This window comes from Streptomyces sp. Edi2, from assembly GCF_040253635.1.
Classification (GTDB): domain Bacteria; phylum Actinomycetota; class Actinomycetes; order Streptomycetales; family Streptomycetaceae; genus Streptomyces.
In genome coordinates this window covers 246,872-270,237 of the sequence record NZ_JBEJGX010000003.1, presented here as the reverse complement: position 1 = coordinate 270,237, position 23,366 = coordinate 246,872, and the positions used below count along the sequence as shown (strand labels likewise).

The following is a 23,366-nucleotide window of genomic DNA, read 5'->3' as shown; positions in this document are numbered from 1 at the left end:
ACTGGCACTCATGTCAGCAGGCGGCCCGCCAAGGCCACTGTTCCTGCTTCCCGTTCCCTTTCCTCTTCACATTCCCACTCCCGCTCCCACTCCCCTTCTCATTCTCCTTCCGCTTCCCCTTCTGTGTCTCGCATCGTTGAACAGCCCGCTCCTGTGCCCGCGCCCGTGGCCGGCGAGGAATCCGAAGTGGCGGCTGCCGGGGTTCTGGATTTCGCGAACGACCGGCAAGAAGCCGGTTTTCTCCGCGCGGAAGGCTGCCTTGCTGCGTCCGGCGATGTGCGGGTGCCCGCTGCGCTGATCCGCCAAGCGGGCCTGCGCCAAGGGGATTTCGTCGTAGGAACGTGCTCGCGGCCGCGGGTGCTCGCACGGATCGAGTCGGTCAATGGGCACCGGCCGGAGGCCGTCCGCGGACGGCCGCATTTCCGTGACCTCACGCCTCTCCACCCACGCCACCGCATGCGCCTGGAGAGTGCGACCGGCGCACTGGCACCGCGTGTCGTCGATCTGATCGCACCGGTTGGCAAGGGGCAACGGGGCCTGATCGTGGCACCCCCGAAGACGGGTAAGACGGTGCTGCTGCAACAATTCGCCGCCGCCATTGCCGAGAACTACCCCGCGTCCCGGCTGATGGTCGTGCTGATCGATGAACGACCCGAGGAAGTTACCGATATGCGCCGCTCGGTACGCGGAGAGGTGCTTGCCTCCACCTTCGACCGGCCGGCGAAGGAGCACATCGCCCTCGCCGAACTGGCCGTGGAACGCGCCAAGCGACTCGTCGAGCACGGGCAGGACGTCGTCATCCTCTTCGACTCCCTCACCCGCCTGTGCCGGGCGCACAACAACGCCGCCGCTTCGGGGGGCCGCACCCTGAGCGGAGGCGTCGACGCCGCCGCGCTGTACCGCCCCAAGAGGCTCTTCGGCGCGGCACGGCTCGCGGAGGAAGGCGGTTCCCTGACCATTCTCGCCACGGCTCTGGTGGAGACCGGTTCCCGGGCCGACGACTACTTCTTCGAGGAATTGAAGAGCACCGGGAACATGGAACTCCGCCTGGACCGTGCGCTCGCGGACAAGCGGTGCTATCCCGCGGTCAATGTCACCGCCTCGGGCACCCGGCGGGAGGAACTGCTGCTCCCCGAAGCCGAGTTGACGGCCGTCCGTCGACTGCGCCGCGCCCTTCGGGCCGGAGACGGCCAGGCGAACACGGAATCCCTGCTCGAAACGGTCCGGCGTACGCCCGACAACGCGACATTCCTGCGACAGGTGCGGCACACCGCCCCGGCCGGATGACCGTGACGGCCGGGTGACCGTGATGGGCGGGTGGCGGGGCGACCGGGTGACTGTGAGGCCGGGTGGCCGGCGCCGGAATGACCCTCCGGAACGGGTCAGTAGTGACCCTTCTTGCCGTCGACGAGCTCCCGGATGGCGTCCATATGGCCTGCGTGCCGGGCTGTTTCCTCGATCATGTGGAACACGACCCATCGCAGGTTCGCGGCGGAAATCCCGAAGTCGGGGTGGGAGCCGACGTCATCGAGCGCATGGGCGGCGATGATCTCGTTCGACACGGCACACTGCCGGTCGTACTCGGCAAGGAGCTGCGCGAGGGGGATGTCGTCGACCCTCATATCGGCATCCTCGGGCCCGTCGTCGAACTGCGGCCCCACGGCCGGCCGGCCGAGAAACACGACCTCGAACCAGCCGTGCTCGGCCCAGCGCAAGTGGGAGACGAGCCCCGCCATCGTCATCAGGGGGGACTGCGGCAGGACGGGACGGTGGGTGTCGGTGCCCGACAGCCCGTCACATTTGTAGTGGATGATCGCGCGCTGCATATCGAGCCACCCGACAAGCTGGTTCCGCTCATCGGCGTCGAAAGGAGGACGAATACGAGATGGGGTCATGAGCGGTGAGGCTATCCGGGCCGACGACGCCGGGCATGGCATTTTCCGGGCCGAAGTCGCCCCCGGGAAGCGCATGTCGGGGGCCACTTCTGGTGGTGCGTACCCGGGAAGAGGACCTCGCCGCCCGCGACGGCAGCGCCCGGGCCGTGCCTCGGTGGCAGGCGACGGGCCGTCAGCGAGGCACGGCCTGCCGCGGCCTCAGGAAGCGGGCGCCGCCGGCAGGACATGGGCGCCGGGCCGGTCGGTGCTCAGGCACAGTGAGCAGATCACCGCGGCGTGCTGGTGGCAGGCGGCGACGTCCGGGCGCTCGAACTCCTGCCGGCAGACATGGCATGCGTACCGGGCCGGACTGGGGTTGCCGTCCGGGTCCAGCAGCGGAGCGTCAATTCCGTCGGTGGTGCGCCGCAGGTAGAACCGGCCCTTGGTCAGGACGGCCGTCAGGGGGGTGAGCACGAAGGCGATCACTGCGGCCGCGACAGGTGAGTACGGCTGGAGCGTGTCACCCAGAGCGTGGAAGTACAGGGCGATCGACAGGCCGGACGCGGCGGTGAAGGACACCACACCGACAGGGTTGACCGCATAGAGCATGCCGCGGCGGAACTCGGGGGCCTTCGGGGAGAGTTTCAGCAGGTACTTGTTGACGATGATGTCGGTGGCGACGGTGACGATCCAGGCGATGGCGCAATTCGAGTAGAACCCCAGGACGCTGTTGAGGAAGCTGAACATGTCCGCTTCCATCAGGACCAGCGCGAAGGTCAGGTTGGCGAGCACGAACACCAACCGGCCCGGATAGCGCTTGGTGACCCGGGTGAACGAGTTCGTCCAGGCCAGCGAACCGGAGTAGGCATTGGTCACGTTGATCTTGATCTGACTGATCACGACCAGAACCACGGCCAGCGGGATGACCAGCCACGACGGCATCATGGCCGCAAAGGCGCCGGAGAACTGCTGGATGGGCTCGGTGGCCGAGGCCGCGCCCACCTCCGAAAGGACGTAGACGGCCAGGAAGACACCGATCGCCTGCTTGAGCGCGCCGAGCACGACCCACCCGGGGCCGGCCATCACCACGGCCGTCCACCAACTGCGCCGGTTTTGTTCGGTCTTGGGCGGCATGAAGCGCAGGTAGTCGACCTGTTCGCCGATCTGCGCGATCAGCGACAGACACACTCCCGCACCCAGCAGCACCGACGCGGCGTCGATCCCTCCGGTGCCGGTGCCGTTGCCGTGGGTGCCCCGGTACGAGAGGAACGTGTGCACCGTGCCGGGGTCCGTGGCGATCAGGTAGAGCAGCGGGCCCACCATCAGCAGCAGCCAGACCGGGGTCGTCCAGACCTGGAGCTTGCTCAGTGCCTTCATGCCGTAGATGACCAACGGGATGACCATGCAGGTGGACAGCACATAGCCCAGCCACAGGGGAAGCCCGAAGCCCAGTTTCAGGCCCTGCGCCATGATCGAGCCTTCGAGGGCGAAGAAGATGAAGGTGAAGCTGGCGAAGATGACGCTGGTCAGGACAGAGCCGTAATAGCCGAAGCCCGAGCCCCGGGTGATCAGGTCCAGATCGATGTTGTAGCGCGCCGCGTAGTAGGCCAGGGGGAAGCCGGTGATGAAGATGACCACCGCGGCGACCAGGATCGCGGCCAGGGCGTTCCCCGTGCCGTGGGTGAGGCCGATGCCCGCACCGATCGAGAAGTCGGCCATGTAGGCGATGCCGCCCAGCGCCGTGGTGGCCACGACCATCGGCGTCCAACGGCGGTAGCTGCGCGGGGCGAACCGGAGGGTGTAGTCCTCCAGGGTCTCGTCGGCCGCTTTGCCGGCCGGCGTCTCGGTGGGGGCGGGCCGAGGGCTGCTGTCGGGGACGGTCAGTTGTGGCTCGACGCTCATGCCGGACCTCCTGGGGCAGTGGGAATACGCCGTGCGGCCGCGCGCACGACAGGGGACCGTGCGGCGCGTGCCGACGTCGGCGAGGCGGGTGTGCGGTGCTGGGGAGAGTAGGGAGCGCGTGTTTCCCGCAGCGTCCTCCCCGGTGAAGGGGGTGTTTCCGGGGCGGGGGGAGAACGGCGGGCGCCATGAGCACGATGTGCTCGCTGCGCGTCCGGGAGAGCGGGTAGACATGAAGCTGCCGACGGCGGAGCGGAGTCCGGGACGGCACCCGGCGCCTGTCACCGCCCGGCGAGCCCTCTTCGCCCCGTCCCTCCCTCCCCACTCACCCGCAGGAGGCACCATGACAGCGGACCGACACGGGCACCTGATGAGCGATACCGGCGCCGAGGCCGGCCACCGGTACGAACAGGCCCTGGACGACCTGCTGTTCTTCCGGCCCCGGGTCGCGGAGACGTCCCAGGCGGTACTGGCTGCCTCGCCGCGGTCGGTGATGGGGCAGACGCTGGCCGCCTATCTGGGGGTGCTGGGCACCGAGGAGAAGGACGCGGCCGCGGCACGGGACCGCTTCGTCCGTTTCCGCTCCGGCCTGGACACCGAGCGCCTGACGCCCCGTGAACGTATGCATATCGCCGCCGCTACGGCATGGCTGGACGGCGACCTGCACGGCGGCGGCCGCATCCTCGGCGACCTCTCCGTCGCCTTCCCGCGCGATGCGCTGGCACTGTTCGCCGGCCACCAGCACGACTTCCTCACCGGGGACGCCCAGCGCCTGCGCGACCGCGTCGGCGGAGCGCTGGACGTCTGGGACGAGGACGACCCCCACCGCGGTCCGTTGCTCGGCATGTATGCCTTCGGCCTGGAGGAGTCGGGCCACTACGAACGGGCGGAGGAGGTCGGTCTGGCGGCCCTTGGGCAGCATCCGGGCGATGTGTGGGGCATCCACAGCGTGGTGCACACCTACGAGATGCGGGGACGGTTCGCGGACGGGATCCGCTTTCTTGACGCCCGTACGGACGACTGGGCCCGGGGCAGCCTGCTCACCGTCCACAACTGGTGGCACTACGCCCTCTACACACTGGAGCTCGGCGCCACCGACCGGGTCCTGGAGATCTACGACTCCGCGCTCCACCACGACGCCTCGGCCGGTGTGGCGATGGAACTGCTGGACGCCGCGGCGCTGTTGTGGCGGCTGTACCTGGCAGAGGAGGAACAGAGCGCGCGGTGGGCCCCGCTCGCCGATGCCTGGGAGAGCCGTCAGGACGGCCCGCACTATGCCTTCAACGACGCACACGCGGTCATGGCGTATGTGGGGGCAGGCCGTTTCACCCAGGCCCAGCGCCTCGTCCGGGACCGGGAGAACTGGCTGGCGGCGGAGGGAAGCATCGCCAACCGTGTCATGACCGCCGAGGTCGGACTGCCCGTCTGCCGCGCACTGATCGCCTACGGCCGGCAGGACTACGGCCGGGCCGTCGATCTGCTGCTGCCCGTCCGTCACCGCCTGCACACCTTCGGCGGCAGCCACGCCCAGCGGGACGCGATCCAGCGCACCCTCGTCGAGGCTTCCCTCCGCTCGGGCCGGGCCGACCTGGCGCGGACCCTGCTCAGCGAACGGATTCAGCTGCGCCCGGTCTGCCCGTACAACTGGTCGGCCAAGGCCCGGCTCGAGGAACAGCTCGGCGACTCGGCACGGGCCGCGGCCGCCCACGAACGCGCGGCCGCGCAGGCATCCGCGTAACGGGCGATACGTCCGGGTGTCAGTGCTGTCCCGCGGGCAGACCGGTGTCCTCCACGGCCGGCGGGGCGTCGGCCGTCAGGAACTCCGGGTCGGGTTCGAGGAACCGGATGGCGACGGCGGTGGCGAGGTGCAGGCCGGCGAAGATCCAGACGATGCCCTCCACACCGAGCGGGCCCAGGGCGAGGGCGACGATGGCGGGGCCGGCGAAGGTGCTCGCTCCGGCGCCCAGGTTGAGTGCGGACATCGCCTGCCCCTTGTGGCGTGGCGCCAGGGCGGGGATCAGCGCCGAGATGGGGACGTAGCCGGCCAGGGCGATGCCGTAGAGGGCGGCGGCCACCGCGGCGGCAAGGAAGTGCGGGCCCGCCAGGACCGGTACGTAGTACAGCGCCAGACAGGTGAGGGCGCAGGCCACGGCGCCGAACCAGGTCATGGTGCGCTGCCAGCCGAGGCGGTCGCCGACGGCTCCGAAGAACAGGTTGGCGAAGATGTTCGCGGCGAACATCACGCTGAGCAGGCGCAGCCAGGCCGAGGTGCTGAAGCCGACCGTCTCGGTGAAGAAGAACGGCAGGCAGACCAGGAAGCCGAATTGGGAACCGGTGCTGACGACGCGGACCGCGGCGCCGATGGCCACGCGGGGGCGGCGCCGCATGATCGAGACGCTGCCCGCCAGGGTCGCGAGCGGATGCCCCCGGTCGGGAGCGAGTCCGCTACGGCCGGTGGGCTCGCGCACCAGCAGCAGGGTGAGCAGGCCGCCGAGCAGCACCAGGCCGAGCGCGCACCACAGGGTCCGGTAGGAGCCGACCATCGGGATCGTGGCGCTGGCGACGAGTGAGCCCAGGGTCGGCAGGCCGCCGGTGAACGCGAACCAGTACCAGCCGACCGCCGTTCCCAGCCGCTGCGGCGGGGTCGCCGCGGTGACCCACACCAGGAACCCGTAGGCGAACAACGGGTATCCGAATCCGCGCAGCCCGTAGATGAGCATCAGCAGCGGATAGTTCATGCTGGGCAGTGCCACCGTCAGCATCAGCAGCTGGAAGACCAGCCAGATGGCGAATCCGGCGGTCATCACCCGCCGTGGCCCCCACAGGTCCGAGAGGGCCCCCGAGAGCCAGGCACCGAGGGCGACGGTGATGCCGTAGACGGCGATGACCGCCGCAGCATCGGCCTTGGCCAGGCCCTGATCGGCCAGGTACTTCGAGAAGAAACCGGTCTCCACGCCGTCGCCGGTCATGAACAGCAGTACACCCAGGAATCCCCAGGCCAGAGCCGGAGGTATGCCCAGGCGGGCACATCGGGAGTGGCTGCTGACGGCCGGCGGGCAGCCGGTGGCCGGTGCCGGCGCCGGCCGGGGGTGAGCGGGGCTGCTCATGGGCTCTCCAGGGGGCTGGGCGTGATCGGTGAGCAAGGGGGAGGCCGCACCGCCGGCCGCGTCGGCAGACGGTGAGCCGGGGCAAGTCTTCTCGTATTTTGTGCGAAGTCAAGGCTCCTCTGATAAAAAAAGAAGCGGTACCGTGCTGACATCCAGGGACGCGCCGGTCCGGAACCGGATCGTGCACGGCCCCGCCCCACCCCCGCACCGAGGGAGCCGTGACCCCGCCATGACCACCACATCCGGGATTCCCACCACCATGCGTGCCGCCGTACTGAACGGACCCGGGCAGCTGAGCATCGAGGAACGCCCCGCTCCCGCCCCCGGCCCGGGAGAGGTCCTGGTCCGCGTCGAGGCGGTCGGGACCTGCGGCTCGGACGTGCACTACTACCGGGAGGGGCGGATCGGTGACTTCGTCGTACGCGCACCCCTCGTGCTGGGGCACGAGGCGGCCGGCACGGTCGTCGCCTGCGGTCCGGGCACCGACGAGCGCCGGATGGGTCGGCGGGTGTCCATCGAGCCCGGTACGCCCTGCGGCAGCTGCGGTGAATGCCGTCCGGGGCGCTACAACCTGTGCCCGGACATGAGCTTCCTCGCCACGCCGCCCGTGGACGGCGCCTTCTGCGAATACCTCGCCGTCCGCGAGGGCTTCGCCCACGAGGTCCCCGACGCCCTCACCATCGAGGAGGCCGCCCTGCTGGAACCGCTCTCCGTGGCGGTCTGGGCCTGCCGCAAGGCCCGCGTGGCCCCCGGCGACCGGGTGCTGATCACCGGCGCCGGGCCCATCGGCCTGGTCGCCGCCCAGACGGCACGGGCCTTCGGGGCACGGGAGGTACTGGTCACCGATGTCCTGCCGCACCGCCTCGAACTCGCCCGCGCCGCCGGCGCCACGGCCCTCGATGTCTCCCGTACCCCGTTGTCCGAGGCGGAGTACACCCCCACCGTCCTCCTGGAGTGCTCCGGCGTCCCCGCCGTGAGCGGCGAGGCGATCCGTACCGTGGGCCGGGCCGGACGGGTGGTGCTCATCGGGATGGGCGGGTCCGAGGTCCCGCTGCCCGTGAGCCGGCTGCAGAACTACGAACTGGAACTGACCGGCACCTTCCGCTACGCCCATACCTGGCCCACCGCGATGTCCCTGGTGGAGTCGGGAAGGGTCCGGCTCGACTCCCTGGTCTCGCACGGTTACGGTCTTGCCGAGGCCGAGAGCGCACTGACCGTCGCCACCCACGACGCGACTGCCGTCAAGGCCGTCATCTACCCGCAGCGGTAGCCGCGCTGCCGCTGTCCGAACGGAAGGGGGCGGCCCCGATGGCTTCCACACGGTCGTCGCTGGCCGAGGTCGACCGGCGACGGCAGGACGTACTGGCCCATGTCGTCGAGCACGGCGACGTGCGCATCGACGACCTGGCCAGACACTTCGGGGTCAGCCTCGCGACCATGCACCGCGATCTGGACCAACTCGCCGAACGCCGCCTGCTGCGCAAGGAACGCGGCCGGGCCGCGCCCTTCCCGACCCTCACCATGGAGACCGCCACCCGCTTCCGCATCGGCGTGAACCTCGGGGTGAAGGAGGCGCTGTGTGCCGCCGTCGCCGACGAGATCCGGCCCGGCAGCACCCTCGTGCTGGACGACTCGACCACGGTCTTCCCGCTTGCGGCCCGGATCGCGCGGACCGAAGCGGTCACCGTCATCACCAACTCCCTCGGTGTGGCCCGGCTGTTCGACGAGACACCGGGCGCCGACGTCACCCTCCTCGGCGGCCGCTACCGCGGTGAGTTCGGCTCCTGCGTCGGCCCCGAAGTACTCCGCGCCCTCGGCCGGCTCCGCGCCGACCTCGCGGTGATGTCCGCGGTGTCCGTACTCGGCGGCCGACTCTTCCACCCGATACGCGACTACGCCGAGGTCAAGGAAGCCATGCTGGACTGCGCCGAGCGGTCGCTGCTGCTGGTGGACCACACCAAGTTCGGCAAGACCGCCACCCATGCCTACAGCGACATCGCCCGCTACGACCGGGTCGTCACCGACCGCGGTGCGCCGGCCGGGGAACTCGCCGAACTGCGCCGCAGGGGAGTGGCCGTCGACGTGGTCGACGCCTGACGGTACGCCGCAGTGGAGCGGTACCGGCCCCACCCGCCGGGGCTCCCCCCCCCACCCGCCGGGCCTGCGCCGAACCTCATCCCCGGGGAGGCTGCGGTGACTCCGGGCCGGGGGCGAGCAGGCCCGCGAGCACCCGGCGGAGCACCCGCTCGAATAGTTCTGGAGCTTCCTGCGCCCGGTCGGCCTCTGGGTGGGCCGCCGGGGGGGCGGCGAGGGCCTCCGCGAGGAGTGGATGAGCACCTTCCCGGGCCGCGGTGGCGAGATAGGCGGCCTGTGCCGACTGGCGCGCAGTGGATGACCGGCAGCTTTGCAGGGCGGCACGGGAGAGCATCGCGACCAGCGCGCTCAGCACGGCGACCGCCTCCAGCTTGGCCGGGCCCGTCATCCGCACCGGCGCCAGGGCCCCGAGCGCGAATTCGAGGTAGTCCAGTCCGCAGGGACCCACCCGCATCGCCTCCGGCGTCACCTCGAGCAGCCAGGGGTGGCGGAGTTGGACCTCCCGGGTACGGGTGGCCAGCGCCACCAGATCCGTCACCGGTTCCCCGGTCAAGGTCACCGTGAGGTCGATCTTGCCGGTCACGGCGTCCACCATCAGATCCACCAGATCATCACGGCCGGCGACATAGCGGTAGAGGGACGCGGGGCCGGTGCCCAGTTCCTTGGCCACCTGCCGTACGGACACGGCGGCCAACCCGCCGGCATCGGCCAGCCGGACCGCGGCCCGGGTGATCTGCCCACGGCTGCGCTCGGGTGCCGGCCCTCGAGCTCCCCGCTCGGGACGTTTCCACACCACTACTGGCTCCTCGGCCACCGAGCCCCTCACCTGCCCCTCTCTCTCGTCCGGCCGCTATGCTAATAACTGCGAACAGTGATCGCAGTATTGAGGGGGATCATGACCACATGGACACCGACCCACTGGGCCCACAACGGCGAAGTGGAGCTTGCCTATGACCAGTTGACGAGCCATCAAGGCAACGAGCCACTGCTGTTGGTGACCGGCCTGGGCGTTTCGCGATTCTGGTGGCCCGGTGGACTGGCGCAGGCCCTGGCCGCGCAGGGCTTCGCGGTGGCCCGCTACGACCAGCGCGACGCGGGAGAATCGACCCGTCTGCCGCCCACCGCGACCGGCAACCCCATCACGGCGCTCGTCCGCAAGCGCGGCGCGTCGTACACCGCCGAGGGCATGACCGACGACGCGGTCGCCGTGATGGATGCGCTGGGCTGGGATTCGGCCCATCTCTTCGGCCAGTCGCTCGGCGGCGCGGTGGCCCAACGCATCGCGCTGCGCCACCCCGGGCGGGTACGGACGCTGACGTCGGTGTCGGCCGTCCCCGGCGACGCCGCGGGCCTGGGCGCCCTGCGTTACATCCGGCTGCGGACGCTGGGCAAGCTCGCTCGGATGACGTACCCGGACACTCCCGAAGGTGATATCGAGGCCGGAATCGCCCTCGCCCGACTCCTGCACTCGCCCGCATATCCGTTCGATGAGCAAGCCGTCAGGGACTCGGTCACCAGCTTGGCGGATACCGGGGTCCGCGACGGGCACAGCCAGAGCCGGCAGATCGGGGCAACGTGGCATGGCCTTGCCATCAGCCGGATCACGGTGCCGACCCTGGTCCTGCACGGCGCGGACGACCCCCTGGTCAAACCCGCTGCCGGGCGCGCCGTTGCGGCCCGTATCCCCGGTGCGCAGTTCGTCCCCTTGCCCGGGGTCGGCCACGACCTGCCGGAACCGGTCTGGAACGACGTCGCCGTGCGGGTGCGACACCTCGCCGACCGGTAGGGAGGCGGGGGGCGAGGGCCGGCCGGTGGAGGAACTGAGCGCGGCGGCGCCCCGGACGGACAGCGCGACTGCTTGACCACTCCGATTTCGCGACAACGTGGCCCGTCCGTCGGCCACATACCGGCCGGCGGACAACTCTCCCGCAACCCCATCCGTCCTACCGCACGCATCTGTAGGCACTCTTCTTCGGAGGTTATTCATGCGACGGTTGGGGACAGCGGCCGCGGCGCTCGTGCTGGCGGGAGCCGGGGTGGCGGGCACGGCCACGGCGGCCAATGCTGTGACCGGCCCGGCGGACAAGGCCCCCGCGGCCTGCTCGACCGCCTGGGGCAGCGGCAACAAGTCGGCGACGACCGCGAATATCAAGCCCTTGACGGACGTCAAGACCAGTCGGACCGCTTGCTATGACCGGATGGTCTTCGATATCAGCGGCGCACACGGCAAGCTCGGCTACCACGTCGGTTATGTCGATGCGTTCCATCAGGACGGTTCGGGCGAGCCGATACCCGTCAAGGGCGGCGCGATCCTGCAGATATTCGTGTCCGCGCCCAGCCACGACCCGGTGACCGGTAAGCAGACCTATGCGGGGACGGTCGGCAAGCCGCTCCCGGGGGTGAACATCACCGGATACAAGACGTTCACGGACACCAAGTTCGGGGCGAGCTTCGAAGGGCAGACCCAGGTCGGCCTGGGCCTGCGCGCCAAGCTGCCGTTCCGGGTGGTCCAGTCCGGTCACGAGCTGATCGTGGATGTCGCCCACAAGTGGTGAACCGGCTGGTCGTGGGCGCCCGGCCCGGTTCGCCGGGAGGGATGCGGCAACCCGCCTGACGCCCGGGTAAAAGCTCCGGCGGCACACAGAGAAATACCCCGGTCCGAATTGACGGCCGGGGTATTTCTCTGTGTATATTGAGGGCTTCTGTGTCTTCAAGCTGTCTCTTCGTCAAGCAATGAAGTGAGCCCAACTTCATTACCGAACATTACCCGAGCGGAGCTGAATTGTCAAACGAGGAAATGCGGCACGAGCAGGAATTCATTGATCTGCTCTATGAACGCCTCGCCGAACTGCGGGCCGGATCCGAGAGGGCGGTGAACGCGGCCCTGCCGCTGGACGGGAACCACGCCCAGGCACGGCTGGAGCGCGATGTACTGGTGGCCGAGCACTCGGGCCTGCTGGCTGCCTTCGACTCCGGCGAGAACGGCCTGTGCTTCGGCCGGCTGGTCTTCCGGGACGGGCGCGATCACCACATCGGCCGCATCGGCATCCGGCGCGACGACGCGGACCGGACCCCACTGGTCCTCGACTGGCGGGCCGAGGTCGCCCGCCCGTTCTACCTCGCCACCGGGCACACCCCGATGGGGCTGCGCCGCAGGCGTCACCTCACGACCGAAGGCCGGGTCGTCACCGCCCTCCATGACGAGATCCTCGACCTCGACGACACCGAATGCACCGGGTACGAGAGCGCCGACGCGGACGCCGTCCTGCTGTCCGCGCTGGACGCGGCGCGCACCGGACGGATGCACGACATCGTGCAGACCATCCAGGCGGAACAGGACGCGATCATCCGTGCCCCGCACCGCGGCGTCCTCGTCGTGGAGGGCGGGCCCGGCACCGGCAAGACCGTCGTCGCGCTGCACCGCGCCGCGTACCTGCTCTATGCGCACCGCGAACTGCTCGCCCGCCGTGCCGTGCTGATCGTCGGACCCAACCCCGCGTTCCTCAGCTATATCGAGGAGGTGCTGCCCTCGCTCGGCGAGACGGGCGTCCTGCTCGCCACACCCGGTGAGCTCTTCCCCGGCGTGACCGCGACCGGAACCGACACCGCCGAGGCCGCCGGGATCAAGGGCCGTGCGGAGATGGCGGAGGCTCTGGCGGCGTACGTACGGGACCGGCAGACCCTGCCCGACCCCGAGATCGTGATCGACCACGAGGACGGCGAACTGCGGCTGGACGCGGACATGGCGCACGAGGCACGCCGCCTCGCGCGTGAGACCAAGCTGCCGCACAACCTCGCCCGCCCCCACTTCGCCTTCCGCATCATCGACGCGCTCACCGCACAACTGGCCGACCAGCTCGGCGCCGACCCCTTCGGCGGGCCGAACTTCCTCGGCCCCGACGATCTCGCCCAGCTCGGCAAGGCGATCGCCACCAGCCCCGAAGTGCACCGCGCCATCGAGGAGTTGTGGCCCGACCTCACGCCTCAGGGGCTGGTCGCCGGCTTCCTCGCCGACCCCGCCCACCTTCCGGACGCCGACGCGGACCTGATCCGCCGCGCGGACGGCGACTGGACTCCCGCGGACATCCCCCTGCTGGACGAGGCGGCCGAACTCCTCGGCGAGGACGACTCGGCGGCCCGCGCCGCGGCCGAGGCGGAACGACAGGAGCAGATCGCGTACGCCAAGGGCGTGCTCGAACTCTCCTACGGCTCCCGTACCCAGGAGTTCGAGGACCGGGTGGACGAGGACTCCGAGGTACTGGCCGCGCACGATCTGCTGGATGCGGAACGGCTCGCCGACCGCCACGAGGAGGCCGACCACCGCACCGCCGCCGAGCGCGCGGCAGCCGACCGGACCTGGGCGTTCGGCCACATCATCGTGGACGAGGCTCAAGAGCTCTCCGCCATGATGTGGCGGTTGCTGATGCGCCGCTGCCCCACCCGCTCGATGACCCTGGTCGGCGACCCGGCCCAGACCGCCGAACCGGGCGGCCTGGGCTCGTGGGAGGCCATCCTCGCGCCGTACACCGGGGAGCGCCGGCACCATGTCAGGCTCGGGGTCAACTACCGTACGCCGAGCGAGATCATGGACATCGCGGCGCAGGTGCCCCGGTCCACGGACCCCGCGTTCGAACCGCCGCGCTCGATCCGTTCCACCGGTGTCCCCCCATGGGCGCAGCGCACCGGCGACTGCGCGCGCACCGTCGCCGAGGCGGTCGCGCGGGACGCCCATGAGGAAGGCCGCCTCGCCGTGATCGCCCCGCGATCCCGTCACGAGGCCCTGTCCGCCGCCCTCCCGGCCGCCTCCGCCGGTTCCTTCCCGGACCTGACCCGCCCGGTGGTCCTCATCGACCCACGGCAGGCCAAGGGCCTGGAATTCGACACGGTGATCGTGGTGGAACCGGCCGAATTCGGGGCCAGCGACCTCTACGTCGCCCTCACCCGGGCGACGCAACGGCTCGGCGTCGTGCACACGGCGCCCTTGCCGGCGGGCCTGGAGATGCTGTCGCCGCCGGCCACCGCATCCTCCGGCCGGTGACGCAGGTCGCCGGGGCGCCGTACGGCCGCATCGCGGCGCCACGGGCGGGCCGCGGTGGACGGGCGGTGTCGGCTCCGGCAGCCGGTCACAGTGCCGGAGCCGGAGCCGGAGCCGGAGCCGGTTGCGCGGTCGGCGCTACGTCCGCTGTTTCCTGACCCGCTGCGCTTCGCCGGAGATCCGGTACACCACGCACCGGCGCAGCGGCCCGTCCGGTACATCGGGATCGTCGAAGTCGTCCGCGGGGTCGCGGACCATACCGATGCGGCGCATCACGGCCTGGGACCGGAGGTTGGTGGCGGTCGTCACCGCAAGGATCTCCGGCAGACCGAGGGTGGTGAAGCCGAAGGCCAGAGCGGCCTCGGCGGCCTCGGTGGCGTAGCCGTGCCCCCAGGCCGACCGGGTCAGACGCCAGCCGGCCTCCACTCCCGTGAAGGGCATGTCCTCGTCCACCGGATCGAGTCCGGTGAACCCGATGAACTCGCCGGTGGCGCGCACCTCGACCGCCCACCACCCCCAGCCGCGCTCATCGAGACAGGCCTGGAAACGAGCGGCGGAGGCCTCGCTCTGCTCACGCGTCAGCACTTCCGGGAAGTACCGGCGGACTTCGGGATCGGCGTTCATCGCCGCCCAGGGCGCAAGGTCGGCAGGCCGCCACGCACGCAGCAGCAGACGCTCGGTTTGCAGTGCAGACATCGGGCCAACCTAACTCCGCCGGGCGGGGGAGGCGAGCGATTAACCGCGATGCAGGCAGCGCGGACGGGGGCCGGCCCGCCCGCGCTGCCACAGCCCTTCCGGACGGCTGCCACGGCCCTTCCGGACAGCCCGAACCCGCCCGCGCCGAGGCCCCCTCCGTACGGCCCGGTCACCATCCCCTCACTGGAGGGCCTACTTGACCGAACCGGCCATGATCCCCTGCACGAAGTGCCGTTGGAAGGCGAAGAACACGATCAGCGGCACGATCAGCGACAGGAAGGCGCCGGGGGCGAGTACCCCGATGTTGCTGCCGAACTGTCGCATCTGCGACTGCAGGGCCACCGTCAGCGGCTGTGACGCGTTGTCGGCGAAGAGCAGCGCGACCAGCATGTCGTTCCAGACCCACAGGAACTGGAAGATGGCCAGGCTGGCGATGGCGGGGCGGCCCAGCGGCAGGATCAGCTGGGAGAAGATGCGCCACTCCCCGCCGCCGTCCATACGGGCCGCCTCCAGCATCTCCTTGGGGATCTCCGCGAAGTAGTTGCGCAGCAGGAAGATGGCGAACGGCAGGCCGTAGGCGGTGTGGAAGAGGACCACACCCGGGATGGAGCCGAACAGGCCGAGCGCGCCGAACAGCTTGGCCACCGGCAGCAGTCCGATCTGGACCGGCACCACCAGCATGGCGACCACCACCAGGAAGATCCAGTCCCGGCCGGGGAACTCCAGCCAGGCGAAGGCGTATCCGGCCAGCGCGGCGATCACGACCACGGCGAGGGTGGTGGGCACCGAGATCAGCACGGTGTTCCAGAACGCCTGGACGATGCCCGAGTCCTTCAGCAGCGCCGTGTAGTTGTCCAGCGACAGCTGGCCGGGCGCGGTGAGGGCGGTCCACCAGCCGCTGCTCGCGTTCTTCTCCTCCGTACGCAGGGAGGAGAGGAAGAGTCCCGCGGCAGGGGTGAGCCAGACCAGGCCGATGAGGAGCAGGAACAGCTGGATCGCGCCACGGCTGAGACGCTTCACCGGCCGTGCCGTCGCCCGCCGGCGGGACGCTGCGGTACCGGGGACGGTGGTCATGACTGGCTCCTGCGGAAACGTCGGATGTTGAGGAACATGGCCGGGACCACCAGGAGCAGCAACAGGACACCGAGGGCGCTGCCGAGGCCCTGGTTGTTGCCGCCGCCGAAGGAGACCAGCCACATCTGCAGGGCCAGGACATTGGCGTCCTGCTGTACGGGACCGGGGGCGATGATGTAGACGAGGTCGAAGACCTTCATCACATTGATCACCATCGTCACGAACACCACGCCCAGTACGGGGCCGAGCAGCGGCACGGTGATCCTGCGGAAGACCTGCCACTCGTTCGCGCCGTCCATCCGTGCCGCCTCCAGGACGTCACGCGGCATCGAGGAGAGCCCCGCGCCGATCAGGACGAGCGCGAAGCCGGTCCAGATCCACATATACGCGCCGATGATGGCGGGCGTGATGAGGGCCGGGCCGAGCCAGGAGATGCCCTCGTACGGCGGGGCGAAGTCCTTCGCGGGGAGCTGGACGGCGTACGACCCCGGAGCCAGACGGGGCAGCCGGTAGGAGCCGTCCGCCGCGGTGGTGGCCGTCGCCACGACCTTGCCGTGCGAGTCGACGGCCTCGACGGCGAGCTTCGGCAGACCGCGTTCGCGGGGATCCACCGTGCCGGGTGTGCCGCCCCCGCCGGGGGTGAAGTCCAGGTAGACCACGCCCCGCAGCTCCCCCTTGCCGGCCGGGGATTTGGCGGCCTCGGCCGCCGGCCGCGCCTGCGCCGGCATGTCCTTGGGCGCGACGCCGACCAGGCCGAGGTTGACGGTGTTCCCCGGGCCGGTGCGGTGCGCCGTGCGGTAGGAACCGTCATGCCCCTTGGCCAGCCGCTTGTCGCCGAGACGGGCCTTGGCGGTGGGGAACGAGACGGACTCCCCCTGGACCTTGTCGTGGATGCCGACCGTGATCGCGTTGAGCACACCGCGCTGCGGATCCTGCTCGTAGGCGAGGCGGAAGATGATGCCCGCGGCGAGGAAAGAGATCGCCATGGGCATGAACATCAGCAGTTTGAACGCCGTCTTCCAGCGGATCTTCTCGGTCAGCACGGCGAGGACCAGACCGAGTCCGGTGAGCAGCGCGGGGGCGAAGACGACCCAGATCGCGCTGTTGCGGATGGCCCGGAGGGTGGCGGGGTCCTGGAACATCGCGGTGTAGTTGCCGGCGCCGACGAAGGTGCTGCCGGAGGCGTCGTACAGGCTGCGGACGACCGAGAAGACGATGGGGTACGCGACCAGTGCACCCAGCAGCAACAGGGCGGGGAACAGGAACAGCGCGGCGATCCGGCGGCGGCGCCGGACGGCGCGCCGCACGGGGTCGGTGGTGCTGCCGGGGGTGCCGCCCGGAGGGCGGGGCGCGGCGGCGCGCGAGGTGGCGGGCGCCGCCGCGGGAGTGGTGACAGGCATGGATCGGGCCCTGGTCCTTACTTTCCGTACGCCTTGGCCGCGGCGGCCTCGAGCTTGTGGGCCGTGCCTTCGGGGTCCGAGGGGTCGCGCAGGAAGTCCTGGAGCAGCTTCCATTCACCGGCGCCCTGGGTGCCGCCGAACGCAGCGGGGGCCTGGTCGGACATGTCGAAGCGCACGGAGTTCCCGGCGTCGGTGAGGGACTTGGCGGCCTTGCGGGCGACCTCGTCGTGGTACGCGTCCGCGGGAACCTTCTTGTTGGGCGAGATATAGCCGCCCGCCTTGGCCCAGACGCTGGACGCCTCGGGAGTGGCCAGGTACTTCACCAGCTCCATCGCGGCCTTCTTGTTCTTCCCCGCCTTGAGCACCACCGCGGCGTCGCCGCCACTGACCACCGGGGCCTTGCCGCCGTCGACCGCGGGGAAGGGGAAGAACTTGGCGTCCTTGCCGACTTCCTTGTGGAGCTCATCGGTGACCAGCGCGCTGACGAAGTCGCCCTCGTAGACCATGGCCGCCTTCGGCTCGGGGCCGAAGACCTGCTGGACGGACTCGGGGAAATCGGTGCGCAGGGCGCCCGAACCGCCGCCCGCCACCAGGTTCTTGTCGCTGAACACCTTGCCGAGCGCGGTGAGCGCCTTGACCACGCTGGGGTCGGTCCACGGGATCTTGTGGGCCGCGAGCCGGTCGTACTTCTCCTGACCGGCCTGGGAGAGGTAGATGTTCTCGAACCAGTCGGTCAGCGGCCAGCCCGCCTCACCCGCGACGGAGAAGGCCGGCACACCCGAGTCGGACAGCGTACGTCCCGACTTCAGCAGCTCCTGGTACGTCTTCGCGGGGGTGACGCCGGCCTGGCCGAACGCCTCCGGGCTGTACCAGACCGTCGACTTGTGCGAGGCCTTGAAGTACAGGCCGTAGTACTTGTTGCCGACCGTGCCGTAGTCCTTCCAGACTTTCGCGAAGTTCTTGTCGGCCTCGGCGCCGACCTGTGCCGACAGCGGTGCCAGCCAGCCCTTCTTGGCGAACTGCTGGAGCACGCCGACCTGGGGGACCATCACCACATCGGGGGCGTTGCCGCCTTCGACCTGGCTGCCGATGACCGTCGAGACATTGTCGCCGGTGGAGGCGAAGGTGACCTTCGCACCGGTCTTCTCGGAGAAGGCGTCCAGGACCTTCTTGAAGTTCTGCTGTTCCACGCCGGTCCAGACGCCCGCCACGGTCACGGTCTGGCCGGTGAGTTCCTGCTTCTTGCCCCCGGCGGCCACATTGCCGCCGCATGCGGTGGCGCCGAGCGCCAGACCGAGCACGGCGGCGCCGGACACGGCGGCTCGGGTGTGTCGTACTGCGGGTCGTCTCATCGTGGGTTCCCTTCGGAGGACTGACGGGGAGGGTGGGGGAGGGGGAGGGCTGACGGGGAGAAGCCGCTAACGGGGGCGCAACGGGAAGCGGGCGCCGGCGGGAGCGGGTGCTAAGGGTGTGCGGGCGCGTGCATCCACCAGGCGGCGGTGGAGCCCGGGAGCGTGCCCGCCGGGCAGTCACCGCTCGCCAAGAGCGGGACACCGGGTACGGGAGCCGGCACCGGATCGGTGCCGAAGTTGACGGCGCAGACCAGACCGTCGCCACGGACGAACGCCAGCACCTGCGGCGGGGACTCCAGCCAGCGCAGGGTGCCTTCGCCGAGCTGCGGAAGGCTGCGGCGCAGCTGCAGCCCCTCGCGGTACAGGTGCCAGAACGACCGGGTGTCGGCGAGCGCCCGGTCCGTGGCGTGGTCGGCGAACCACTCGGGCTGCGGCAGCCAGGGCCGCGCCGCGTCGGTACCGGAGGTGAAGCCGAACGGGGAGGCGTGGCCGGACCAGGGCAGCGGGACCCGGCAGCCGTCGCGGATGTGCTCCCGGCTGCCCGTGCGGTGGAAGATCGGGTCGGTGAGGACCTCGTCGGGCAGGTCGACGACCTCCGGCAGGCCCAGCTCTTCGCCCTGGTAGATGTACGCGGCGCCGGGCAGGGCCAGCATCAGCAGGGCGCCGGCGCGGGCGCGCGCAGGGCCCAGCGCGCCCGCGGACTCCGCCGGCCCGGCGCTCCCCGGGGCGGCCGCGTACCGGGTAACCGTCCGGACCTGGTCATGGTTGTTGAGCACCCAGGTGACGGTGGAACCGGTGTCCGCGATATCGGTCAGCGCCTCGGAGATGACCCGGCGGAAGGTGTCGACGTCCCAGCGCGCGGTCAGCAGGTGGAAGAAGAACGCCTGGTGCAGCTCGTCGGGCCGGACGTATGCCGCCTGCTCGCTCGGTGTCCGTACGGAGACCTCGCCGACCAGCAGCCGGTCGTGGCCGTCGCGGGCCGTGTACTCCTCGCACACCGCGCGCCAGTCGCGCCACACCTGGTGCACCTCGGGCTGGTTCCAGGCCAGCGGGTTGACCGAGTCGCGGGTCCGCTCGTCGGCCGCGGGGTCGGGGGAGTCGGGGAGCTCGGGGTGCTTGAACAGCCCGGCGGCCACATCGATACGGAAGCCGTCGACACCGCGGTCCAGCCAGAAGCGCAGCACCTGGTCGAAGTCGGCGGCCACGGCGGGGTTGCGCCAGTTCAGGTCGGGCTGCTCGGGCGTGAACATGTGGAGGTACCACTGGCCCTCGCTCCCGTCCGCCTCCTTGACCCGGGACCAGGCGGGGCCGCCGAACATCGCCCGCCAGTTGTTGGGCGGCAGCTCGCCGGCCTCGCCGCGCCCGTCGGCGAAGTGGAACAGCGACCGTGCCGGGCTGCGGGGACCGTCCTCGAGGGCGGCCCGGAACCACGGGTGCTCGCTGGAGCAGTGGTTGGGGACGATGTCCAGGAGCACTTTCAGGCCCAGCCGGTGGGCGTCGGCCACCAGGCGGTCGAATTCGGCGAGGTCGCCGTAGACGGGGTCCACCTCGCGGTAGTCCGCGACGTCGTACCCGTGGTCGTGCTGCGGGGAGGGGTAGAAGGGGCTGAGCCAGATGCCGTCCACCCCGAGCTTCTTGAGGTACGCCAGCCCCGTGCGGACGCCGGCCAGATCGCCGATGCCGTCGCCGGTGCTGTCGAGGAAGCTGCGGACGTAGACCTGGTAGATCACCGCATCGCGCCACCAGCGCTGTGCCGGGTCCTGGGACGGGGTTCCGGTGGCGGCCGTGGGGGAGGCCGGACCGGGGAGGGAGGGAGAGGGCGCGGAGTCGGCGGAGGAGCCGTTCCCTGCCGTGGCTATGAGCATCTGCCGTGATCCCGTTCTTGCATGGGCATGCCGTGCGGCTGCGATCGCTGTTATGCATGCATGTTAAGTAGGGATGTCTTTTGGGTGTCAACGAAATGGTCGAAACTCGCTGTGAGATGCCCGGATTTATGGGAGATTGCGCAGCTCTCCTGTACTTAACATGTAAGTAGGAGTGGGGTGTGGGGCCGCGGGGAGCTTGGCAGGGTCAGCCGCGGCCGACGATGGCCCGCAGCTCCCGCGTCAGCCGCGCGACGGTGGCGTCCGTGCTCCGGCGATGCACCAGCGCATCGTGCATGACTGCCTGCACCGCCAGGCTCACCTGGTCGTAGTGCGGGCTCTTGAGGCGCGGCTTGGCCGCCAGGACGGCCCGCTTCAGCGTCGGAAGGTACGGGAAGCGACGCACCAGCTCCGGATCCGCGTACAGATCGGCCCATACCGGTGGCAGCGCGCCCTTGGTGAGGACCCGGCGCTGGACCGACTCGGACGTCAGATAGGAGATCAGCTCGGTGGCGGTCTTCTGGTGCCGCGACTGCGCGTTGACCGCAAGGTTGGAGCCGCCCAGCGCGCTGGACCCCGGCCCGCCGGGGCCCGGCAGCGGCACCGCGCCGAACTTCCCCGCCACCTTCGACGGCCGGGCGTTGGCCAGCGCGTACGCATACGGCCAGTTCCGCAGGAACAGCAGCCGGCCGTCCTGGAAGGCCTTGCGGGACTCCTCTTCCTTGTACGTCAGCGCCCGCTGCGGGATCCAGCCCTCGCGCACCCCGTCGAGCAGGAAGGACAGGCCCCGGCGGGCCGCGAGGGAGTCCACCGTCACGCGCGAGCCCTCGCCCGCGAGCACCGTGCCGCCCGCCGACTGGACGGCCTCGCCGACATTGGCGGTCAGCCCTTCGTACGGCAGGAACTGGCCCGCGTAACCGTCCATCCCGTACTTGGGCGCGACAGTCTTCGCCAGCTGCTCCAACTCGGCCCAGGTGCGCGGCGGCCGCGCACCCTCCCGGGCGAGCACGTCCTTGCGGTAGTAGAGCAGCCCCGCGTTCGTCACATACGGGACCGCATAGAGCCGCCCCCGGAAGGTGGCGGTGTCCACCACGGGAGGAAGGAAGTGCTTCAGCGGAAACCGGTCGGCGTTCACGGGCTTGATCCAGCCCGCGGCAGCGAACTCCGAGGTCCATGCCACGTCGATGTTCAGCACGTCGAAGCGGTCACTGTGCGAGCGCAGCTCGGTGACCATCTGGGCCCGCACCTCGTCGGCCGCGTCCGGCAGCTCGACCAGCGTGACCTTCTCGCGCGGGTGCCGGTCGTTCCAGCCGTCGAGGACGCCGCGCAAATAGCCCGTGAGGTCGCCGCCCGTCACCAGGGTGATCGGGCCCCGCCCGTCCGAACCGCCGGCCGGCTCCCCGGCCTGCGCACCGGTATGGCCCGCGAACAGCAGCGAGCAGACCAGCAGAGCCCTTCCCGCGGCACGCTTCCACCGCATGGGCTCCTCCTCGCACCAGGCGTCGACGGGGTACGGGGCCGACAACCCACCCCATGTATACCTGTTAGCCATGCGGGATACTAGATGGTGCAGGAAGATACGACGGCGACCCGGCTCACAGCCGGATGAGTGCAGATGACCGTCAACTAGGTCGTATCTTCCGGATCGCCGCGGGCCCGCGGCGATCCGACGGATACGCCCCAGGGCGGAAGAGGGAGAGCGAGAGCGTGCGGCTGCCACTCCTGGCACTGTTGGTCAGCGGCCCCGCACACGGCTACGAACTCAAACAGGCCCTTGAGAACCTTCTGGGCGCGGCATACCCTCAGCCAAATGTCGGCCAGATCTACGTCACCCTGGGCAGGCTGGAGAAGTCGGGCCTGATCGAGGGAGAAGACGTCGAGCAGTCGGACCGCCCGAACAAGCGCATCTACCGGATCACCGAAGCGGGACGCGAAGCGGTGGACGCGTGGTTCGAGGAATCCACCGCCGAACCACGGGTACGGGACGAATTCTTCATGAAGCTCGCCCTGGCCCCCCACACCGGGACCGCAGACCAGATCGCCCTGATCAACAAGCAGCGCCGCCACTACCTCAACACCATGCGTGACCTGTCGAAACTCGCGGCGGGCGAGGACCGGGACAACCGGGTCGCGCAGCTGCTGGTCGAGGGCGCGATGCTGCATCTGCAGGCGGATCTCGACTGGCTGGAGCGCTGTCAAGAGGAGTTGGAATGAACCGGGACGAGCCGTCCGGCCCGATAGTCCGGGCAGCCGGCCTGGTCAAGACCCACCGGCCGGAGGGCGCCGCACCCGTCCCCGCGGTGCGGGGCGTCGATCTGTGCATCGAGCGCGGCGAGTTCGTCGCCGTCACCGGGCCCTCGGGGGCCGGCAAATCCACTTTGCTGCACCTCCTCGGCGGCCTCGACCGGCCCGACAGCGGTGCGCTCTGGCTCGACGGCCGCCAGGTCGACGCCTACAGCGAGGCACGCTGGGCGGAGCTGCGCCGCCACCACATCGGCATCGTCTTCCAGTTCTTCAACCTGGTCTCGAACCTCAGCGTCGCCGACAATGTCGAACTCCCCGCACTGCTCGCCGGCAGATCCCCCCGGCAGGCCCGTACCGACCGGGCCGAACTGCTCGACGAACTGGGCCTGACCGGCAAGGAGAACTGCACGCCGGGCGAACTGTCCGGCGGCGAACAGCAGCGCGTCGCGCTGGCCCGTGCCCTGGTCAACACCCCCAGCCTGCTGCTCGCCGACGAGCCCGCCGGCAGCCTGGACAGCAAGGGGACGCGGGAGGTGCTGCGGCTGCTCGCCCGCTTCCACCGGCGCGGGCAGACGATCCTGCTGGTCACCCATGACGCCAGAATGGCCAGCGCCGCGGACCGGGTGATCAGCTTCTACGACGGCCAGGTCGCCGACGACGCGCACCTCGGCGGCAGCCGGAACCGTCCCGCGGCCGGTGTGGCCGACGTCCTCAAGCTCAAGGGCTGAC

General features: G+C 70.2%; 19 protein-coding genes. 9 read left to right on the top strand and 10 right to left on the bottom strand.

Going from position 1 to position 23,366, the window contains the following annotated elements; all coding sequences use genetic code 11:
• The first annotated feature begins 153 nt into the window (after nucleotides 1–153).
• On the top strand, nucleotides 154–1,287 hold the full coding sequence (rho, locus tag ABR737_RS04645; protein ID WP_350248908.1) for a transcription termination factor Rho: 1,134 nt from the start codon (nucleotides 154–156) through the stop codon (nucleotides 1,285–1,287).
• Nucleotides 1,288–1,382: 95 nt separating this feature from the next.
• Here the strand turns inward: rho and ABR737_RS04640 are convergent, their stop codons facing one another.
• Complete coding sequence (locus ABR737_RS04640) at nucleotides 1,383–1,895, bottom strand: DinB family protein (protein WP_350248907.1); 513 nt, start codon at nucleotides 1,893–1,895, stop codon at nucleotides 1,383–1,385.
• A gap of 198 nt (nucleotides 1,896–2,093) precedes the next feature.
• Nucleotides 2,094–3,776 carry a purine-cytosine permease family protein gene (locus ABR737_RS04635; RefSeq protein ID WP_350248906.1) on the bottom strand — a complete coding sequence of 561 codons (1,683 nt, stop codon included), beginning with the start codon at nucleotides 3,774–3,776 and terminating at the stop codon, nucleotides 2,094–2,096.
• A 340-nt stretch (nucleotides 3,777–4,116) separates the two neighbouring features.
• Between ABR737_RS04635 and ABR737_RS04630 the strand changes: the two genes are divergently transcribed.
• On the top strand, nucleotides 4,117–5,511 hold the full coding sequence (locus tag ABR737_RS04630) for a tetratricopeptide repeat protein (protein ID WP_350248905.1): 1,395 nt from the start codon (nucleotides 4,117–4,119) through the stop codon (nucleotides 5,509–5,511).
• 19 nt (nucleotides 5,512–5,530) lie between these two features.
• On the opposite strand, the gene ABR737_RS04625 is transcribed toward ABR737_RS04630, so the two are convergent.
• The gene (locus ABR737_RS04625) at nucleotides 5,531–6,880 is read right to left on the bottom strand and encodes an MFS transporter (RefSeq protein ID WP_350248904.1); all 1,350 of its coding nucleotides are present in this window, start codon (nucleotides 6,878–6,880) and stop codon (nucleotides 5,531–5,533) included.
• A gap of 229 nt (nucleotides 6,881–7,109) precedes the next feature.
• On the opposite strand from ABR737_RS04625, the gene ABR737_RS04620 reads away from it, so the two are divergent.
• Both ABR737_RS04620 and ABR737_RS04615 read left to right on the top strand, forming a co-directional pair.
• A complete protein-coding gene (locus ABR737_RS04620; RefSeq protein ID WP_350248903.1) occupies nucleotides 7,110–8,150 on the top strand; it encodes an NAD(P)-dependent alcohol dehydrogenase in 1,041 nt (346 codons plus the stop codon).
• A 38-nt stretch (nucleotides 8,151–8,188) separates the two neighbouring features.
• Entirely contained in the window at nucleotides 8,189–8,977 is a 789-nt protein-coding gene (locus ABR737_RS04615; protein WP_350248902.1) for a DeoR/GlpR family DNA-binding transcription regulator, read from the top strand.
• A gap of 76 nt (nucleotides 8,978–9,053) precedes the next feature.
• On the opposite strand, the gene ABR737_RS04610 is transcribed toward ABR737_RS04615, so the two are convergent.
• On the bottom strand, nucleotides 9,054–9,767 hold the full coding sequence (locus ABR737_RS04610; RefSeq protein ID WP_350256671.1) for a TetR/AcrR family transcriptional regulator: 714 nt from the start codon (nucleotides 9,765–9,767) through the stop codon (nucleotides 9,054–9,056).
• A gap of 102 nt (nucleotides 9,768–9,869) precedes the next feature.
• Between ABR737_RS04610 and ABR737_RS04605 the strand changes: the two genes are divergently transcribed.
• The 3 genes from ABR737_RS04605 to ABR737_RS04595 all read left to right on the top strand — a co-directional run bounded on the left by ABR737_RS04605 (nucleotide 9,870) and on the right by ABR737_RS04595 (nucleotide 14,012).
• A complete protein-coding gene (locus ABR737_RS04605) occupies nucleotides 9,870–10,760 on the top strand; it encodes an alpha/beta fold hydrolase (RefSeq protein WP_350248901.1) in 891 nt (296 codons plus the stop codon).
• 199 nt (nucleotides 10,761–10,959) lie between these two features.
• Nucleotides 10,960–11,529: an AMIN-like domain-containing (lipo)protein gene (locus tag ABR737_RS04600; RefSeq protein ID WP_350248900.1), complete on the top strand. Its 570-nt coding sequence runs from the start codon at nucleotides 10,960–10,962 to the stop codon at nucleotides 11,527–11,529.
• Between the two features lie 242 nt (nucleotides 11,530–11,771).
• Complete coding sequence (locus ABR737_RS04595; protein WP_350256670.1) at nucleotides 11,772–14,012, top strand: HelD family protein; 2,241 nt, start codon at nucleotides 11,772–11,774, stop codon at nucleotides 14,010–14,012.
• Between the two features lie 135 nt (nucleotides 14,013–14,147).
• On the opposite strand, the gene ABR737_RS04590 is transcribed toward ABR737_RS04595, so the two are convergent.
• The 6 genes from ABR737_RS04590 to ABR737_RS04565 form a co-directional block, all read right to left on the bottom strand.
• Nucleotides 14,148–14,705 (bottom strand): GNAT family N-acetyltransferase, encoded by a 558-nt coding sequence (locus tag ABR737_RS04590; protein ID WP_350248899.1) that lies wholly within the window; start codon nucleotides 14,703–14,705, stop codon nucleotides 14,148–14,150.
• Nucleotides 14,706–14,897: 192 nt separating this feature from the next.
• On the bottom strand, nucleotides 14,898–15,779 hold the full coding sequence (locus tag ABR737_RS04585; protein WP_350248898.1) for a carbohydrate ABC transporter permease: 882 nt from the start codon (nucleotides 15,777–15,779) through the stop codon (nucleotides 14,898–14,900).
• The gene (locus tag ABR737_RS04580; protein WP_350248897.1) at nucleotides 15,776–17,179 is read right to left on the bottom strand and encodes an ABC transporter permease subunit; all 1,404 of its coding nucleotides are present in this window, start codon (nucleotides 17,177–17,179) and stop codon (nucleotides 15,776–15,778) included. Before ABR737_RS04580 ends, ABR737_RS04585 begins: the two co-directional genes overlap by 4 nt.
• 17 nt (nucleotides 17,180–17,196) lie before the next feature.
• Nucleotides 17,197–18,531, bottom strand: coding sequence for an ABC transporter substrate-binding protein (locus tag ABR737_RS04575; RefSeq protein WP_350248896.1), 1,335 nt, complete (start codon nucleotides 18,529–18,531; stop codon nucleotides 17,197–17,199).
• A gap of 110 nt (nucleotides 18,532–18,641) precedes the next feature.
• Nucleotides 18,642–20,396, bottom strand: a complete 1,755-nt coding sequence (locus tag ABR737_RS04570) for a glycoside hydrolase family 13 protein (RefSeq protein WP_350248895.1) — start codon at nucleotides 20,394–20,396, stop codon at nucleotides 18,642–18,644.
• A gap of 205 nt (nucleotides 20,397–20,601) precedes the next feature.
• Nucleotides 20,602–21,873 carry an ABC transporter substrate-binding protein gene (locus tag ABR737_RS04565; protein WP_350248894.1) on the bottom strand — a complete coding sequence of 424 codons (1,272 nt, stop codon included), beginning with the start codon at nucleotides 21,871–21,873 and terminating at the stop codon, nucleotides 20,602–20,604.
• 227 nt (nucleotides 21,874–22,100) lie between these two features.
• Between ABR737_RS04565 and ABR737_RS04560 the strand changes: the two genes are divergently transcribed.
• Nucleotides 22,101–22,607 carry a PadR family transcriptional regulator gene (locus ABR737_RS04560; protein ID WP_350248893.1) on the top strand — a complete coding sequence of 169 codons (507 nt, stop codon included), beginning with the start codon at nucleotides 22,101–22,103 and terminating at the stop codon, nucleotides 22,605–22,607.
• Nucleotides 22,604–23,365, top strand: coding sequence for an ABC transporter ATP-binding protein (locus ABR737_RS04555; RefSeq protein ID WP_350248892.1), 762 nt, complete (start codon nucleotides 22,604–22,606; stop codon nucleotides 23,363–23,365). The genes ABR737_RS04560 and ABR737_RS04555 overlap by 4 nt, the downstream gene beginning before the upstream one ends.
• Nucleotide 23,366: the final 1 nt, after the last annotated feature.